Source organism: Peribacillus alkalitolerans (genome assembly GCF_010882125.1).
In the GTDB taxonomy this organism is placed as follows: Bacteria; Bacillota; Bacilli; order Bacillales; family DSM-1321; genus Bacillus_BN; species Bacillus_BN alkalitolerans.
The window spans coordinates 1-16,958 of sequence record NZ_JAAGVZ010000004.1; the positions used below are offsets into that span (position 1 = coordinate 1).

At 38.1% G+C, this 16,958-nt stretch carries 14 protein-coding genes and 1 rRNA gene; 3 read left to right on the top strand and 12 right to left on the bottom strand.

The features are described from left to right. Positions 1 to 168: ribosomal RNA gene (locus G3O09_RS06120) — 16S ribosomal RNA — on the bottom strand; the annotation flags it as partial. A gap of 293 nt (positions 169 to 461) precedes the next feature. Further along, positions 462 to 1,331: a nucleotidyltransferase-like protein gene (locus G3O09_RS06125; protein ID WP_163100614.1), complete on the bottom strand. Its 870-nt coding sequence runs from the start codon at positions 1,329 to 1,331 to the stop codon at positions 462 to 464. Positions 1,332 to 1,486: 155 nt separating this feature from the next. On the opposite strand from G3O09_RS06125, the gene G3O09_RS06130 reads away from it, so the two are divergent. Next, complete coding sequence (locus G3O09_RS06130; protein WP_163100615.1) at positions 1,487 to 1,837, top strand: YgzB family protein; 351 nt, start codon at positions 1,487 to 1,489, stop codon at positions 1,835 to 1,837. 64 nt (positions 1,838 to 1,901) lie between these two features. On the opposite strand, the gene perR is transcribed toward G3O09_RS06130, so the two are convergent. The 10 genes from perR to G3O09_RS06180 all read right to left on the bottom strand — a co-directional run bounded on the left by perR (position 1,902) and on the right by G3O09_RS06180 (position 10,405). Further along, positions 1,902 to 2,339, bottom strand: coding sequence for a peroxide-responsive transcriptional repressor PerR (gene perR / locus G3O09_RS06135; protein ID WP_163100616.1), 438 nt, complete (start codon positions 2,337 to 2,339; stop codon positions 1,902 to 1,904). Positions 2,340 to 2,456: 117 nt separating this feature from the next. Continuing rightward, complete coding sequence (locus G3O09_RS06140) at positions 2,457 to 3,002, bottom strand: cob(I)yrinic acid a,c-diamide adenosyltransferase (RefSeq protein WP_163100617.1); 546 nt, start codon at positions 3,000 to 3,002, stop codon at positions 2,457 to 2,459. Position 3,003: 1 nt separating this feature from the next. Continuing rightward, a complete protein-coding gene (locus G3O09_RS06145; protein WP_163100618.1) occupies positions 3,004 to 3,954 on the bottom strand; it encodes a D-2-hydroxyacid dehydrogenase in 951 nt (316 codons plus the stop codon). A gap of 305 nt (positions 3,955 to 4,259) precedes the next feature. Then, positions 4,260 to 4,730 carry a thioredoxin-dependent thiol peroxidase gene (gene bcp, locus G3O09_RS06150; RefSeq protein WP_163100619.1) on the bottom strand — a complete coding sequence of 157 codons (471 nt, stop codon included), beginning with the start codon at positions 4,728 to 4,730 and terminating at the stop codon, positions 4,260 to 4,262. 80 nt (positions 4,731 to 4,810) lie between these two features. After that, entirely contained in the window at positions 4,811 to 5,224 is a 414-nt protein-coding gene (locus G3O09_RS06155; RefSeq protein WP_163100620.1) for a potassium channel family protein, read from the bottom strand. Between the two features lie 158 nt (positions 5,225 to 5,382). Further along, positions 5,383 to 6,444 (bottom strand): ribosome small subunit-dependent GTPase A, encoded by a 1,062-nt coding sequence (rsgA, locus tag G3O09_RS06160; RefSeq protein ID WP_163100621.1) that lies wholly within the window; start codon positions 6,442 to 6,444, stop codon positions 5,383 to 5,385. A 510-nt stretch (positions 6,445 to 6,954) separates the two neighbouring features. Next, a complete protein-coding gene (locus G3O09_RS06165) occupies positions 6,955 to 7,587 on the bottom strand; it encodes a LysE family translocator (RefSeq protein ID WP_163100622.1) in 633 nt (210 codons plus the stop codon). Positions 7,588 to 7,811: 224 nt separating this feature from the next. Further along, the gene (locus tag G3O09_RS06170) at positions 7,812 to 8,597 is read right to left on the bottom strand and encodes an ABC transporter permease (RefSeq protein WP_163100623.1); all 786 of its coding nucleotides are present in this window, start codon (positions 8,595 to 8,597) and stop codon (positions 7,812 to 7,814) included. 2 nt (positions 8,598 to 8,599) lie between these two features. Further along, complete coding sequence (locus tag G3O09_RS06175) at positions 8,600 to 9,391, bottom strand: ABC transporter permease (RefSeq protein ID WP_163100624.1); 792 nt, start codon at positions 9,389 to 9,391, stop codon at positions 8,600 to 8,602. 3 nt (positions 9,392 to 9,394) lie between these two features. Then, on the bottom strand, positions 9,395 to 10,405 hold the full coding sequence (locus G3O09_RS06180; RefSeq protein ID WP_163100625.1) for an ABC transporter ATP-binding protein: 1,011 nt from the start codon (positions 10,403 to 10,405) through the stop codon (positions 9,395 to 9,397). A gap of 248 nt (positions 10,406 to 10,653) precedes the next feature. On the opposite strand from G3O09_RS06180, the gene G3O09_RS06185 reads away from it, so the two are divergent. Both G3O09_RS06185 and G3O09_RS06190 read left to right on the top strand, forming a co-directional pair. Then, positions 10,654 to 11,946: a glutamate-1-semialdehyde 2,1-aminomutase gene (locus G3O09_RS06185; RefSeq protein ID WP_163100626.1), complete on the top strand. Its 1,293-nt coding sequence runs from the start codon at positions 10,654 to 10,656 to the stop codon at positions 11,944 to 11,946. Between the two features lie 426 nt (positions 11,947 to 12,372). Next, positions 12,373 to 16,842, top strand: a complete 4,470-nt coding sequence (locus G3O09_RS06190) for a glutamate synthase-related protein (protein WP_163100627.1) — start codon at positions 12,373 to 12,375, stop codon at positions 16,840 to 16,842. Positions 16,843 to 16,958: the final 116 nt, after the last annotated feature.

The following is a 16,958-nucleotide window of genomic DNA, read 5'->3' on the forward strand; positions in this document are numbered from 1 at the left end:
CCCCGGTTTCCCGGAGTTATCCCAGTCTTACAGGCAGGTTGCCCACGTGTTACTCACCCGTCCGCCGCTAACATCTACAAAAGCAAGCTTTTAAGATGTTCGCTCGACTTGCATGTATTAGGCACGCCGCCAGCGTTCGTCCTGAGCCAGGATCAAACTCTCCAAAAAGTGTTTGACTTGCTCATAAAATGTCTTATTTAAAAGACTTAAAATTTAACGTTGACGTATTGTTTTGTTTAGTTTTCAAAGAGCAATTTCTTTTCCAATCGCTCGTGAGCGACTTTATTAATATAACATTTTCTCAACCCTGAAGTCAATACTTTTTTAAAAATGTTTTTTCTTTCAGTTTCAATCAATGTTATCTTTTAAACCGCTTGTATCAGCGACGTTTATTAATATACCATCTCTTTTACCGATAGGTCAACCCTAAAATTAATTTTTCACGATAATAAAATTAACTTTTATTTATTAACTTTATAATATCTATGGAAGACATCATGCCCCTTCGTTTCCTCTTGCACGACAGAAACAAGTTTCTTTTCGATAAGGTACTCCAAAAGTACACCCAAATCTATTGAATAGTATTTTAACTCCTGCGCACTCATTAGATCATGTATAGTCCATTTTTCTTTTTTTGTTTCCATTACGTCTCTAAAATGTTGAGTACCACTGTCCGTTCTCGAGAAAATAAGAAATTCACTTGCTAGGAATAACAATTCCAATCTTTTTGCGAGTGACTCTTCGCTAGTAATCAGTTCTTCATATAGTTTGAAAATTTGTGGCTCTATATGTTTAACTTGATTCCAAACTGTGACTTCTGGGAAAAAACCTTGTTCAATAATTTCCAATCTTGCAAGATGGTGCAAAGAATGCACAATATGATTATAAGCATCTAAAAAATGACCATTTTCAAAAAATGCCTTACCATCCATATATCTTCTAATAAGCTTTGCAAATTCCATCCCCATTTTAATTTTACGTCCGTAAAAAGGGAACTCTCTTAATTCTTGTTTCAATTCAGAAAGATACTCATTTCGATCAAATAACACTTTCCCATTATAAATCCATTCTATGATTTTTCGATTTGTACCTAATAATAGCCATTCCTGTAATTGCTCTTCTTCTACTATATGGAGTGCAGCTTTTTTATCCTTATATGTATAATGTTTAATAAATACTGGTTGTTCAGCATCCTTTGTAATAACAAGTAATACGTAATCAAAGGTATCTGTTAAAGTACTTGGTTTTGCACCTTTTTCAAGCAATAGAATTCCGAGTGTGGAAGGTGAGCCTGCTCGTTCTTGGTAAATGGGACGTAGAATATCCTCCATTTTAATTCCTCCAAATCGTTGTTGTGCTATAACTTTCGACATTAAGATTGAATTTCCTTCTTGTAACGGCAACAATTTTCGACAATGTTCCTACCATGTTATATATTTAAATAAGTGAATAATGTTATGATATAGTTAGAATCAGGAGGTAGGACATGGCTAAATATTCAAATAAAATTAATAAAATACGTACTTTCGCACTAAGTTTGATATTTATCGGATTCCTTATCATGTATGGAGGTATCTTCTTTAGAAGCTCTGCTATTCTTATGACCGTCTTCATGGTATTAGGTCTATTATGCATTCTTGCTAGTACAGGGGTTTATTTCTGGATTGGAATGTTATCCACTAAAACTGTTCAAGTAGTTTGCCCGAATTGTGGAAAATCGACAAAAATACTTGGTAGAGTTGATATGTGCATGCACTGCAACGAGCCACTTACACTAGATAGAGATCTTGAAGGTAAAGAATTCGACGAAAAATATAATAAAAAAGCGAAAAATTAGAAGCCTGGCCACGCGCTAGGCTTTTTTTACAAAAATAAAAAACTGGCTTGTGATAACCAGTTTTTTAATGTGCCGCTTTTGCAACGCACGTTGGACATTCTCCGTACACTTCCATACGATGTTGATGTACTTTAAATCCTGTTACATGTGATGCAAGGTGCTCTACTTCATCTAGTCCAGGATAATGGAAATCTACGATTGCACCACATTTTTGACAAATAACATGGTAATGATCTGTAGTGACATAATCGAATCGACTTGAAGAATCTCCGTATGTCAATTCTTTAACGAGACCTACTTCCTTAAAGACCCTTAAGTTATTGTACACTGTAGCCACGCTCATATTTGGAAATTTACCTTCCAAAGCTTTATATATTTCATCGGCAGTTGGATGAGACATTGCATTAATTAGGTATTCCAAAATCGCATGACGTTGCGGTGTAATCCTCACTCCTGTTTCCTTCAGCGAATCCAAAGCCTCTTTCAGTTGATCATGAGCCACCGTCATGCACCTCTTTTCCAATTATTATTTAGAATGAATTATTACTTTATAATATTTATAAATAGTGTAAGCTTTACACTATTTATTTGTCAATTAAGTATAGTTTATTCATTGTTTTTAGGAGTGGAGGTTTTTTTCGGCTGCCCCACATAAATGGTTAATATATCTAGCAGCAACAAACAGAAAATCTGATAAACGGTTCAAATATGATAGAACTAAAGGGTTCACTTCATCCACCATTTCACTTGCGCATCTCTCGGCTCTACGAACAATAGTACGTGCTGTATGAAGGGCAGCTCCTGCAGGATGTCCTCCTGGTAAAATGAAATTAGTAAGTGCAGGAAGATGTTTTTCCCACTGATCAATTGTTTCTTCCAACATTGTTATGTCTTCTTGCTCGACCTTCCATTTTACTTCCTTGCCTGAAGGAGTAGCCAGTTCTGCTCCTACATGGAAAAGTTCTGTTTGTATTTTATGAAAAATTTTATCGATAGATTCCTTTTCTTTCATATCATTGTTTATATAACTTAAAGCCAAACCAATCATTGAATTAGCTTCATCGCAAGTTCCATAAGCTTCTACCCTAATATCCGACTTCTTTACACGTTGCCCATAAATAAGCGATGTTGTACCCTTGTCCCCAGTTTTTGTATAAATTTTCATCTTAGTACCCCCTGTTCACATCAATTAAATTGATAAAATCAGTTTCCCTTTTAATATAAGTATGAAGATTATGCGAGAAAATTTCGAACGACTTTGGCAAATAGTTTTTCGTAACACTTGAAGTGTGTGGTGTCATCGTTACATTTTCCATTTTCCAATATGGATGATTCACTGGTAATGGCTCTTCATGGAAAACATCGAGGATAGCATGTTCGATTTGTCCTTCCTCTAATGCCTTCAGTAGGACGTGATCCTCAAACAAATCACCTCTTCCGATATTCATAAATACCGCAGAAGACTTCATCAACTGAAAATGTTCGTTATTCAGAAGGTTTTTCGTATCATTCGTACTTGGTAGAATAGAGACAATATAATCTGCAGTTGGCAGGACAGCTTTTAATTCGTCAAGTTTATGCATGTGGTCAAAATATTCCACTTCATTCCCAGATGTATTTATTCCCACCGTCTTCATTCCAAATGCTTTTGAAAGTCGAGCTATTTCACTACCTATTGCACCTGCACCTAAAATAGTAATTTCTTTCCCATTCAACTCACCCATTTTCATTCTTCGATCCCAAGTAGCATTCTTAGCATTTTCATAAAACTGGGCAAGATTCTTTTCATACTGAAGTAGCATACCTATCGTATATTCCGCCATCGGGATTTTGTGTATCCCCTTTGCATTAGTGACCAGTATGCCCTTTTCCCCGATTAGCGCTAATGGCATTTTTTCCAAACCTGCTGAAACGACCATAATCCATTTTAAAGACTTTGCTGCGTAAATGATCTCTTTTGTTACATCTTCCCCATAAGTAACAAGAATCTCCGAAGTCTTTAAATCATTTTCTTCTATATGTATCCCTTTACGATATGAAAAACGGATAGCCGGAAACTCCTTTGATAACCTTTCTTGCAAATCCGTTGGCGGTATGAATGAAAAGTACGCCTCCATATTACAATCCCCTCTTTCGATGCTTTATCCTAAAATCATCATACCATCACCGTTCAATAAATTACATGAAAATGGATAACCTGACATTAGAATCAAAAGCTAGGAATTACATAGAAATTGAGTGATTTGTTCTCAATGCTGCCTTTATATTTACGAAAACAAAAAAAATACGGGTAAACCATGACTGGTTACCCGCTTCCATTTCGGAAAACATCTGAGGAGGTATTCTCTATATAATAGTATTCAAATCGTTGATTTCTGAATTGGACAAAAGCCTTTTAGTTAGAAAATAGGCTTATTATTGTTTAAGCCATTTCCTCTTTAATAAATGCAAGCGCTTCTTCTACATGGCCCTTTACTTTAACTTTTCTCCATTCTTTTATGAGGTTGCCATCTTTATCGATTATGAAGGTAGAGCGTTCAATACCCATATATTCCTTACCAAAGTTCTTTTTTAATGTCCACACACCATAAGCTTCAGCAACTAGGTGATTTTCATCCGCTAACAGCAGGAATGGCAAGCCATACTTCTCAATAAATTTCCCATGACGTTTAAGAGGATCAGGACTTACTCCTAGAATTACGGCATCAAGCTCGGAAAAGGATTCATGAAGCTCCTTGAAATCACAGGCTTGAGTCGTACATCCCGGTGTCATGTCTTTCGGATAAAAGTAAAGTACAACATTTTTCCCTTTAAAGTCAGTTAAACTAATATTTTCACCATTACTAGCAGGTAAAGAAAAATCAGGTGCTTTTTTGCCGATTACTGCATTCAATGAAAGTCCTCCATTCTAAAAAGTCTTATCGTAAGCGTACCCAAATCTCTTTTGCAATACAACTTTTTAGATGGTTCTTTTTATTTCTGTACATGCTCGTAATCGATTACGGTTCTTACAACAAAAGCCGCAGGCAATGTGTAACCAATGAAAGCTTGGATAGCGGAGATAGGCCTACCTAACCCTACCGGAACTAGATCTCCATAACCAACCGAAAACATGGTCATTCCGCTGAAATATAGAGATGATTCTAGCTTATAAAAAAAGGAACCCTGAAGGTTATGTCCATTTTCTAATATTACTATAATGTTCTTCAGTTCAAACAGAAGATATAGGGCACCAAATCCAACACAAATGGTACCGTACAAAAAGGCAAGCCAAAGCAAATCGTTTAACGAGATTTTTTGATTGGTCATGTCTGATGGAGCAAACAGCGCCCTTATGCTCATAAACATGCAGAAAACAATCGCTGAAACTAAAATATAAAATCCCATTCCACACCTTCTCCTTTAGGACTACTTCTAACAATGTACTCCTTGTCCTTCAGGCTTATGAATGGTTTTTAAACTATTACTAAGTGGGGTCAATAAAACAATAAAGGCATTCAAAAAGTTGTTGAAAGAACAACTTTTTGAACACCCCTTTAAATCTATTACTTTTTATGGACCCTTGTACGGTCACCTGAAATCTTTTTCCACTTTGCTTTTTCCTCTAATTGAGTTCGCTTATTATTCTTTCGTTCTAGAAATGCTAGTTCCTTTTGGAACTTCACATAATTATCATATCGTTTCTGATCTAATACCCCTTCTTCTATAGCTAACTTCACTTGACAAGAAGGCTCATTCTTGTGTTGGCAATCATTAAATAAACATTGTTGTGCCAAATCCTCTATATCCGAGAAACCATGGCTCATACCGCCATCAACTTCCCAAAGTTGCAATTCTCTCATACCTGGTGTATCAATAAGGATTCCCCCACCTGGGATCAACATTAATTCACGATGGGTGGTGGTGTGTTTTCCTTTATCGTCACCTTCACGAACTTCCTTCACCTGTTGTTTTATTTGCCCAAGCAATGTATTGCAAAGTGTTGATTTCCCTGCTCCTGACGAACCAAGCAAAGCTACCGTTTGTCCCTCGGACAGATATTTATCCAATTGATCCATACCTATTCCATTTGTTGCACTAATCGCATATATCGGCACGCCAAACGCGACTGATTCGACCTCTGCAATTTTTGCTGGGATATCGTCACAAAGATCACATTTACTTAAAATGACGACTGGATTTGCACCACTATCCCAAGCGGTTACAAGATATCTCTCTATTCGTCTTATATTAAAATCATTATTTAACCCTGTCACTAGAAACACAGTATTAATATTTGCTGCAACGAGTTGTTCTTCTGTTACCAAACCTGCAGAGTTTCTGGAAAATTTACTAAATCGAGGTAACACTTTATGAATCGTGGCTTTTTTCTCATCTGGTCGTGCAGATATAACCACCCAGTCACCGACTGCAGGAAATTGGCTTTTCTCGAATGACTCATGCCTGAATTTCCCAGACACCTCACCTAACAACTCACCTTGCTCTGTAAGAATACGGTACATATGCTTATGCTCTAGTGCGACTCTACCAACTGAATAACCACTACCATTAAATGGTGCAAACTCTTCCTCTAAGTGGTTATTCCAACCTAATTGTTCTAAATTCAATCAATCTTCCTCCTATAATACAATCAAAACTGCCCTAAAAGGATTCGAATTTTTTGGAAAAGAATCCTATAATATATTTTAACAGAAAATTTTGATAAGTATATAAACTCCTTCTTGGAATTACATTTTTGTTAAAAACGCCGTCGACTTTAAAATTAGCTAGGCTTAGATCTATAAACAGAAAGGACCAATGAATAATGCTGATTGAAATAAAAGTAGGTAACGAAAAAGATGTCAAAACTGTCCATCAATTGATGATCGAATCCTTCTAAGAATATCGTCATCTGGAAGTCCCATCGAGCGCTCTAAACGAACCTATTTCTTTGATTCAGAAAGCTTTCAAAGACGGAAAAGAAAAGATTATTATATGTTATGTCGATGGAGTCCCTTTTGGTGCATTAAGATTCGCAATAATGGAAAACTGTAAATGGTATTAATGATTAAATCTATATAAAAACACCTCTCGATTCTAATTTGGAGTTGAGAGGTGTTTTTATATTTACTATTAACTTACGCTGTGGCTTTTGTTTTAAATAATTTAATCCCCATAGCAATAAATACAATACTGGTTAATTTATTTAACAGAAATTGCACATTGGAGCTATCTCTTAAACCCTTAGTCACTAATGATGAAAAAAGGGCAATAAGTGTACACCACACCCCACCAGTCATTGTAAAAGTTAGACCTAACATAAGGAATGGAATAGGGCTTGAACTTCCAGGATCAATGAACTGAGGTATGAAAGCAAGAAAAAATAATGCCACTTTAGGATTGGTCACATTTGTAATCAAGCCCTGCAGAAATATCTTTTTATTAGTCATTTTGTCTAAGCTTCCTTGATCACTAACCTTATTTTTCTTTTCCAAAAGCATTCTAATACCTAAATAAATTAGATAACCCGCACCTAGTATTTTAACCACGTTAAAGAGCATGACCGATTTCATTAGAATGACAGACAAACCAAAAGCAGCTAATAGAGTGTGAACTATAGCCCCTGAGCTTATACCAAGTGCCGAATAAATCCCTGCTCTTTTCCCTTGAGAAATACTTTTGCTCACAATATACATGGTGTCTGCTCCTGGAGTAATGTTAAGTAGAATACTGGAGATTAAAAACCATTCAAAATTAGATATTCCAAACATATCATCCCCTCCTAATGACATCCATTATCTACCCATGGAGATAAAACTACAAGATTATTTATATATTAAACTAGGTTATCTCAATGCTCTTTTCGTTGGTGATTTTCTACTTAACTATACTATCAACCTACTTGTGTCTCATACTTTGAACAACTAATAGATATGAATGTTATAAATTCTAATGATACAAAAAACCCTCCTGAATGGATCAAGAGGGTTACATGTTAATTCCCTGCCCCACGATATTTCTTAACACCTTGGTTCCATAACCAAACTGCAATAGAAAAGAACACAAGACCTACAACAGGTGTGGCGAATGAATACGAATACCATTCTGTTTTGCCAAGGAAGTATGCAGATGGATAGACGCCAACAAACGCGAATGGAAGAACCCAAGTTAAAACAAAACGGATGGCTTTGTTATAAATATCCACTGGGTATCTCCCGTAGTTTCCAACATTGTACATCATCGGCATGATCGATGTTCGGGAATCCGAGAAAAAACCTATGGTCGCTATGCCTATAAAAATAGAAGCATAGACTAGAGCCCCTCCAATTGAAAATACGAAAAATAAAAGGGGATCATACCACTCGATATCAAGATTCAAACGGCTGCCAGAATAAAAAATGATAATAAAACCTGTAACAAGCCCAAACAGAGATTCCAATTCCATACGCTCTAAAATGATTTGAAACAAGCTGTGAATCGGTCGAGTTAAAATTCGGTCCATTTCACCATTCACGATATACTGTTCGTTAAAGTTCCAAATGTTAAAGAAGGCGGAAAACAACGCAAACGGAATCATAAAGAATCCATAGATAAAGATAATTTCGTCTCGGTTCCACCCATTTAGCATATCGGTATGACCGAATACTAATAGAATGAAAATCAGATTTACTGCTTGGAATAACAAATCAGACAAGAATTTTACAAACAAGTCCGTCCGATACTGCAAACGTGTTTTTAAATATTGGCTTACATATTGAAAAAACATAGTTACATAAAACATGGTTAGCCTCCCTGGATGACAAGCTGTTTTTTCGCGTATATCCAGAGCACTTGTATCGGAATCCAAAGTACCACGGCCCATATCCCTTGCTGAAGTAAAGCTTGAGTCATTTCATTTCCAGAAAACCCATCTGTGAAAATCATACTCGGAATATAGGAGATGCCTTGGAAAGGAAGGTACTTCATGATGTCTTGGGCCCAGATTGGAAACAGACTGAGCGGTAACAAAAGACCTGAAAATAAATCAATTAGTACTCGTTTCGCACGAATGATACCATCGTTATTATAGAAGAAGAAAGTCGTAATCCCCATAAGCAAGTTGATTTCTGTATTAATCAAAAAGCTTAAAGTGATCGATAAAGCGAACAATCCCCAAGTAGAGGGGTTCGCAGAAAGCTGAATAGGAAATAGGAGCGAAACTATCACCATTCCAGGAACCGAGAAGAAAAATAATCGGAAAATCCCCTCTCCTAATCCTTGCATCGTTTTCATCCCTAAATAACTATAAGGCCTGATTAATTCTATAGCGACTTTCCCCTGCTTGATCTCAGCAGCCATTTCTCTATCGATATTATTGAAGTAAAAGGCACGGGCCATCCAACCGACTGCCACATACGTGGTCATTTGGACTGCAGTTAACCCTTCTATCGTTTCTTTCCCACCATAAATGGCATTCCAAAGAAAATAATACGCGCCAATGTTGATACTATAAATTAGGATTCCTGTGTAATAATTCGTCCGGTAGGCAAGCATCATCAAAAACCGTATCCTGACCATTTCCATATATTTATCCATCTTCTAGCTCATCCCTTTTTCATAGATGTTTCGAATGATTTCTTCAGTCGCCGTTTCTTGTATTTTGATATCTTTGATTTGATGAGCGGTTACAAGGGCCGATATGAACATGGAAATATGGTCTTCCCGATCGGCCATATAAGCGATAAAGCCTTGATTTTTTTCATCCTCTTCCCAACGGACCTTAAATGGAACAGGTATGCTTTGAAGTTGTTGTATTGTCGTAGGCTTTACAAATTGCACGTGAATTTCCTTTTCATCCGCCCAATGGCTTTTCAGACTTTGCAAGGAGCCATCATAGATGATTTTTCCTTCATCTAACATGATGACACGTTCACACAATGCCTCGATATCCCCTAAATCATGAGTCGTCAAAAGGATAGTAGTCTGGTATTTTTCATTGATTTCCTTTAAAAATTGTCTAATTTTCATTTTTACCAATACGTCGAGACCTATGGTCGGCTCATCCAAGAATAAAAGTGGTGGATTATGGATCAATGCCGCTGCTAGCTCGCAACGCATTCTTTGCCCTAATGAAAGCTTGCGCACAGGTTTGTCCAAAAGAGGAGCTAAATCTAGCGTCTCAATAATGTAGTTCATATGCTCTTCATACTGCTCATCAGAAACTTTATAGACTTTTTTCAGCAATCTAAACGATTCTTGTACAGCGATATCCCACCATAACTGGGAACGTTGACCAAAGACAACTCCAATAGTACTGGTGAATCTTTCTCTTTCCTTATGCGGGTTCATTCCATTCACTTTTACATACCCTTCAGTTGGAGTTAAAATGCCTGTAAGCATTTTAATGGTTGTCGACTTACCAGCTCCATTTTCTCCAATATAGGCAACCATTTCGCCTTTTTTGACTGTAAAACTAATATCATTGACCGCCGGAACGATTTTGTAATTACGAGTAAACAAATCTCGAAAAGCACCTTTTAAACCGGAACGGCTTGAAAACGCCTTAAATTCCTTCTTCAAATGCTGAACTTCTATTGCAGTTGTTTCCAAATCAATAACCCCTCTTTTCTCTCAACTACCCAAGCAAATAGTGTATCTGTTCCCTATCCCTAAAACAACTGAAAGAGCTCGACATTAATATACAACCGTATTGAAAGTGATGGTTCTCTATTTATTTTGTATATTCTTTGAGTAATCTATTTCTTTTATGGGGTAACCCACATTTATTTTTTAGTTTTTTGGGGTTTAGTGCTAGAATAGATGCAGTTAAAGCAACACAATATAGGAGGCATTTATAAATGAATTTTTCAAAATCAGAAGCTTTGCACTCAGAAGCTCTTGAGCATATTGTCGGGGGAGTGAACAGTCCTTCACGTTCCTTTAAGGCAGTGGGTGGAGGAGCCCCAGTTACGATGGAACGAGCGAAAGGTGCATATTTCTGGGATGTTGATGGCAATCAATACATAGATTATCTAGCTGCATACGGACCCATTATCACTGGACATGCACACCCACACATTACTGAAGCGATTACGACAGCTGCTGAAAATGGAGTTCTATATGGGACACCAACCCCACATGAAGTGAAATTTGCCAAAATGTTAAAAGAGGCAATCCACTCACTGGACAAGGTTCGGTTTGTCAACTCAGGAACAGAAGCAGTAATGACAACGATTCGTGTTGCCCGTGCCTATACAGGGCGTGACAAAATCATCAAGTTTGCAGGATGCTATCATGGTCATTCAGACTTAGTGTTGGTAGCTGCGGGATCAGGTCCATCCACCCTTGGCATCCCTGATTCTGCTGGTGTTCCAAAGAGTATTGCCAACGAAGTGATCACGGTTCCTTTCAATGACATTGAACCCTTCAGAGAGGCTTTGGATAAATGGGGACATGAAGTGGCTGCTGTACTCGTTGAACCGATTGTTGGCAATTTTGGAATTGTCGAGCCGAAGCCTGGTTTCCTTGAAGCTATCAACGAATTGACTCATCAAGCAGGTGCTTTAGTCATATATGACGAGGTTATCACCGCTTTCCGCTTCATGTATGGTGGTGCTCAAGATCTACTTGGTATAACTCCTGATTTAACTGCACTAGGAAAAATCATCGGTGGAGGACTACCAATTGGCGCATATGGTGGAAAGAAAGAAATCATGGAAAAAGTAGCACCACTTGGACCCGCCTATCAAGCTGGAACAATGGCGGGTAACCCAGCATCAATTCTATCTGGAATTGCCTGCCTAGAGGTTTTGAAACAAGAAGGGGTATATGAGGAACTAGATCGACTAGGTGAGGTTCTTGAAAAAGGAATCATAGAATCAGCTCAGAAATATAACATGCCTATCTCGATAAATCGTTTAAAAGGTGCATTAACCCTTTATTTCACGACAGAGAAAGTGGAAAACTATGAGCAAGCTGAAAACACGGACGGTGAAATGTTCGCCAAGTTCTTCAAGCTGATGCTTCAACAAGGAATTAATTTAGCTCCATCGAAATATGAAGCATGGTTCCTAACTGTTGCACATACGGAAGATGATATCAACGAAACATTATCCGCCGTCGATTTCGCCTTTTCACAACTTCAAAAATAAATTTTTATACATTTTTTATTCATCCCCGAGACTATTCTTCGGGGTTTTTTCTTGCGATTCTTTCATGAAAACGCTTTCAATAAGGCTTTTTACTCAATTATCACTCTAGTACATTTATCCATATTATTGTATAAATAATTGATTTCTGAATTTTTAGATGGTAAGATGATTCTATTAGTCAAATAATTATAATTTTTCACTTATTTCACCCCGTTTTATTTTCTTAGGATATTTCTATCCTAACTCTTTATTTCTTCACAGCGTTACCTTGGTATATTTTTGCTTAGAGCCTATTAGTTCTCCCCAAAGCAAACTCATAAAATGATCGATTAATGTCCACGTTATTATGTATTTTTCATTTCTTCTTTTTGATATTTTCCTAGGAGGTGAAGGCAGATATAGGTAACCACCTATTATGCCAATATAATGAGTCAACAATGGAGCCCAAGTTTATTTAAAGAGTTTCACAGACAAGAACATGATGCTTGTGGTATTGTCGCTTGCATAGAAAAGAGGAAAGTCCCAACTCGTGAAAATATTTATTCCTGCATTGATGCGCTTGTGAAGATGAACCACCGTGCAGGCTTCATTAATGGTGAAGGAGATGGAGTAGGAATCCATATCGACATTCCAAATGAACTGTGGAAAAAGAAACTCCATGCTAAAGGCATAGATTCTGAAAAAGTTATCCATCCACAATTTGTCGTAGGTCATTTCTTCTTAAGTAGAAAAGAAGATCCGAAGAAGTTACAAACATACATTAAAGACATTCTTCAACAAAAAGGATTCTCGCTTCTTTACGAAAATGACTCTGTCCATAATCCAAATGCCCTTGGTCCGATTGCCTTCCAGGAGAATCCTTTGTTTTGGCAAATCGCTCTTATTGGTAACGAACCGAATCAAGAATCATTGTCTAAAATAGTTTTTGACTCGATTCATACTATTGAAGAAAATGACTTTATCCATGTCGCTTCTTTAAGCCAATATCATGCGGTATACAAAGTCATGGGGGCTGGTGATATTTTACCGAAGTACTATAAGGATTTAGCAGACCCACTTGTTGCTTCGACGATGACTCTTGGGCATAATCGTTATTCTACGAATACCCTTTCTTCTTTTTTCCGTGTGCAACCTTTTAGTGTCCTTGGACATAATGGTGAGATTAACACCATTTCTAAACTCCGTGATGAAGCAAAACTAATTGGGGTGCCTCTTGTAAAAGGCGGTAGTGACTCACAGGATTTAAGCCGTACTATTGAAACTTTAATTTGTAGACATGGTTTTTCACTATTCGAGGCAATGGATGTTGTGTTCCCGCCAATTATTAATGAAATAAAGCTTTATCCTGATCATCTAAAAGATGTATACACCTTGATTCGTGAAGCTTGGGGACATTTCGCTCAAGGACCTGCAGGTATCATCTCGCGTTTTGGAGATGAAGCGGTATTTTCAGTCGATGCGCTTGGTTTACGTCCTTTATGGAAACTAGATATCGAGACTTCCTATTTATTCTCATCTGAACCAGGCATCATCCCTTCTTCAGATTATACTGGAGATCCGAAACCTCTTGGTCCTGGAGAAAAAATCGGCTTGAAATGGAATGGAGAAGAAATCCAACTTTACGATTACAGTCGATACCAGGAAGTTGTATATAGTAGATTCAAAGAAAGATATGATTTGGACCAAGTCCATGACCGATTAAATCCTCTTACATTAGGTAAGATGGTTACTGTAACACATCCTGCTAAAATTCACACTGGTCAATATAAAGCGTTCGGTTGGGAAAGAGATCATGTTCAATTAGTGGAGCAAATGGCTGAAAAAGGAGTAGAGCCAATTCGTTCCCTTGGGCATGATGCTCCACTTGCGGCACTGAATCCCGAGCGGAAGAACGTTGCTGATTTCATCAAAGAAAGTGTAGCCGTTGTAACGAATCCGGCAATCGATCGAGATCGAGAAACTGAACATTTTTCAACTAGGGTCATCATTGGGAAACGGCCATCTCTCCTCTTAAAAGAAGAAACTTCGCAAGTGGTTGAACTATTATCACCTATCCTAGTAGAAGGTCATGTTGGCTTTGAATGCTCAAAATCTCTGAATCAAGTAAGCTATGATCAACTTGTCCATCACTTTCAAGATAAACAATTAGTTCATTTTATTGATACGACATGTAGAGATAACGAAAACATTACGGATGCATTAAAAAGATTATCTAATGAAGCCGTTGAAGCCATACAGAATGGCAAAACACTACTCGTTCTTGATGATGCGAAAGCTCACCAAGAAAACCACCTATGGATTGATCCACATGTGGTTATCTCTACTATTGATCAAGGCTTGGTTGAAGCTGGCTTACGTCGGGATGGCTCCCTGCTACTTCGTTCAGCAGCCATTCGTTCATTGCATGATTTGATTACTGCTTACGGACTTGGCGCAGACATTATCAGTCCATACTATATGTTCTTATCCGTGTCTGAAACATCTATCGAACCTGTGGTAAATCTTTATAACGCCTTAACTAAAGGCTTAGAGAAAGTGATATCAACCATCGGGATCCATGAATTAAGAGGTTATGGACGATTGTTTTCAAGCATTGGGTTGAACGAAGAAGTGGCTTCCTATTTAAAGATTGTGAATTTCTTCGGCTCAGAGAATTTAACGAATGGGTTTGAAGCAATGAAGGAAGACGCGAAACAAAGGATTATTGATTTTCAAAATGAAAAAGAACGCGTCGGGAAGACATTCCACTTGTTCCCTCGTATTTGGAAAGCAATTGGAGAGGTTGCAACCACAGGCGATTATACTGCATATAAAGAGAAAATTTCAGAACAGGAACAAGGTAATCCGACAACTATCCGTCATTTAACTTCTTTGAAAACAGCAAGCAATGCCATTTCAACAAAAGAGGTTTCTATCGGTGTTGGCGAACATGCACTTCCATTCATCATCGCTTCCATGTCGTTTGGTTCACAAAACGAAATTGCATTCCGAGCTTATGCCGAGGCAGCTGATCAATTGAACATGATAAGCCTAAATGGTGAGGGTGGAGAAATCAAAGACATGCTAGGGAGGTATCCTCGTACACGTGGACAGCAGGTAGCATCTGGCCGTTTCGGTGTCAATGCTGAACTATTGAATTCTTCTAATCTATTAGAAATCAAGATAGGCCAAGGAGCGAAGCCAGGAGAAGGTGGACATTTACCTGGATCTAAAGTAACAGCCAAAATTGCAGAGGCTCGTAACGCCACGATTGGTTCTGACCTAATCTCCCCTTCCAATAACCATGATATTTATTCAATTGAAGATTTAGCTCAAATGATCCATGAGTTAAAAACAGCCAACGACAAAGCAAAAGTAGCCGTAAAAGTTCCAATCGTTCCAAACATCGGTACGATTGCGGTGGGCATCGCCAAAGCAGGAGCAGACATCATCACCCTTTCTGGTTTTGATGGCGGCACCGGTGCTGCTAGAATTCACGCCCTACAGCACGTTGGCCTTCCTGTAGAAATCGGTGTGAAAGCAGCCCACAATGCACTACTTGAAGCTGGTCTTCGCGACGGAGTAGAACTATGGGCAGACGGCGGTATGAAGAGTGCTCTGGACGTCATGAAAATAATGCTTCTAGGAGCCAATCGGGTTGGATTTGGAACGTTATCGATGATTGCAGTTGGCTGTACAACTTGTCGCGGATGTCATTTGGATACATGTCATGTTGGCATCGCTACCCAAATCGAAACAGAATCCCAAGCGAAAGAACATGGCTTACGTCGCTTCGTTCCAAGGAAATTTGATTCTGCCGTTCTCGGACTTAAGAATCTATTCACCGCTTTCGGTAATGAATTGAAAGTTTTAACGGCTTCTTTAGGAGCAAAGAATTTGCAAGATCTAGTAGGCCGATCAGATTTACTTCAACAAGTAAAAGGGCAAGATCAAATGGATCTAACTTATTTACTTAAAACTTTAGAAATTGGACAATTCACTCATAAAGAAGCGGCAGCTACAATTGATGGAAATTCCCTGCAAGTGGCAGTCGGAGCGGAGTATTTAGACTCTAGCGTAGATGAATTACAGCAATCGAGAGAATATAATGCCATCACCTCAGAACAACGAGTGCTTGGCAGCCGCGTTTCGTGTCATAGGGTTAGAGGACGCCTGGATGGATCGTACACTTCTCTTACTCCTGTTAAACTATCTTATAAAAATGGTTCAATCCCAGGAAACGGATTAGGGGCTTACAATAGTAGTGGGATTGATATTGAAGTAAATGGTGGCGCCCAGGATGGAATCGGTAAAACTTCCTTTGGTGGTCAAATCTTGATTTTCAAATCTAAAGGTAAAGATGGAAAGTTTTATAATGGTTCTGTAGGAAAAGGATTTGGATATGGAGCCCAAAAAGGCTTACTTATTGCCCAAGGAGATGCGGACGCACGTGCAGGCATTCGTTTGTCTGGAGCGGATATGATTATTGGTGGTAAATTAAAACGAAATATTCCAGAAGTGGAAACTGGAAATGTTGGTGTCCATTCTAATATTAAAGGTTTTGCGTTTGAATATATGACAAATGGAAGAGGATTAGTGCTTGGGGATATTGGGCCATGGGCATGTGCAGGTATGACAGGTGGCGTCATCTATGTTCGTATTCAACCAGAATTAGGATATACGAAAGATGCCATCGTTAGCCGGATGGCAAAAGGCGCAAAAGTTTCTGTCCAGTCACTTTCAGAAAAAGGAATACACGATGTTCAAGAACTTTTAGGAAAGTATACACAACTGTTAAAGAGACAACAACCCGAAGAAGCATCGGAACTAGAAACTCTGTTATGCAATGTGAAAGATCATTTTGTTCAAATTGTTCCAGTAAAAGAACAAGCTGACCCAGCTGTATCTACAGAGTGATTGAAAAGCTAGACCGCCCAGTTAAAAAGTATCAAACAAGAAAAATATAAATCCTATTATTTTAAAAAGGGTAACTCATTTTGACGCAATTCGGTCAGCTTAGTTACCCTTTTATG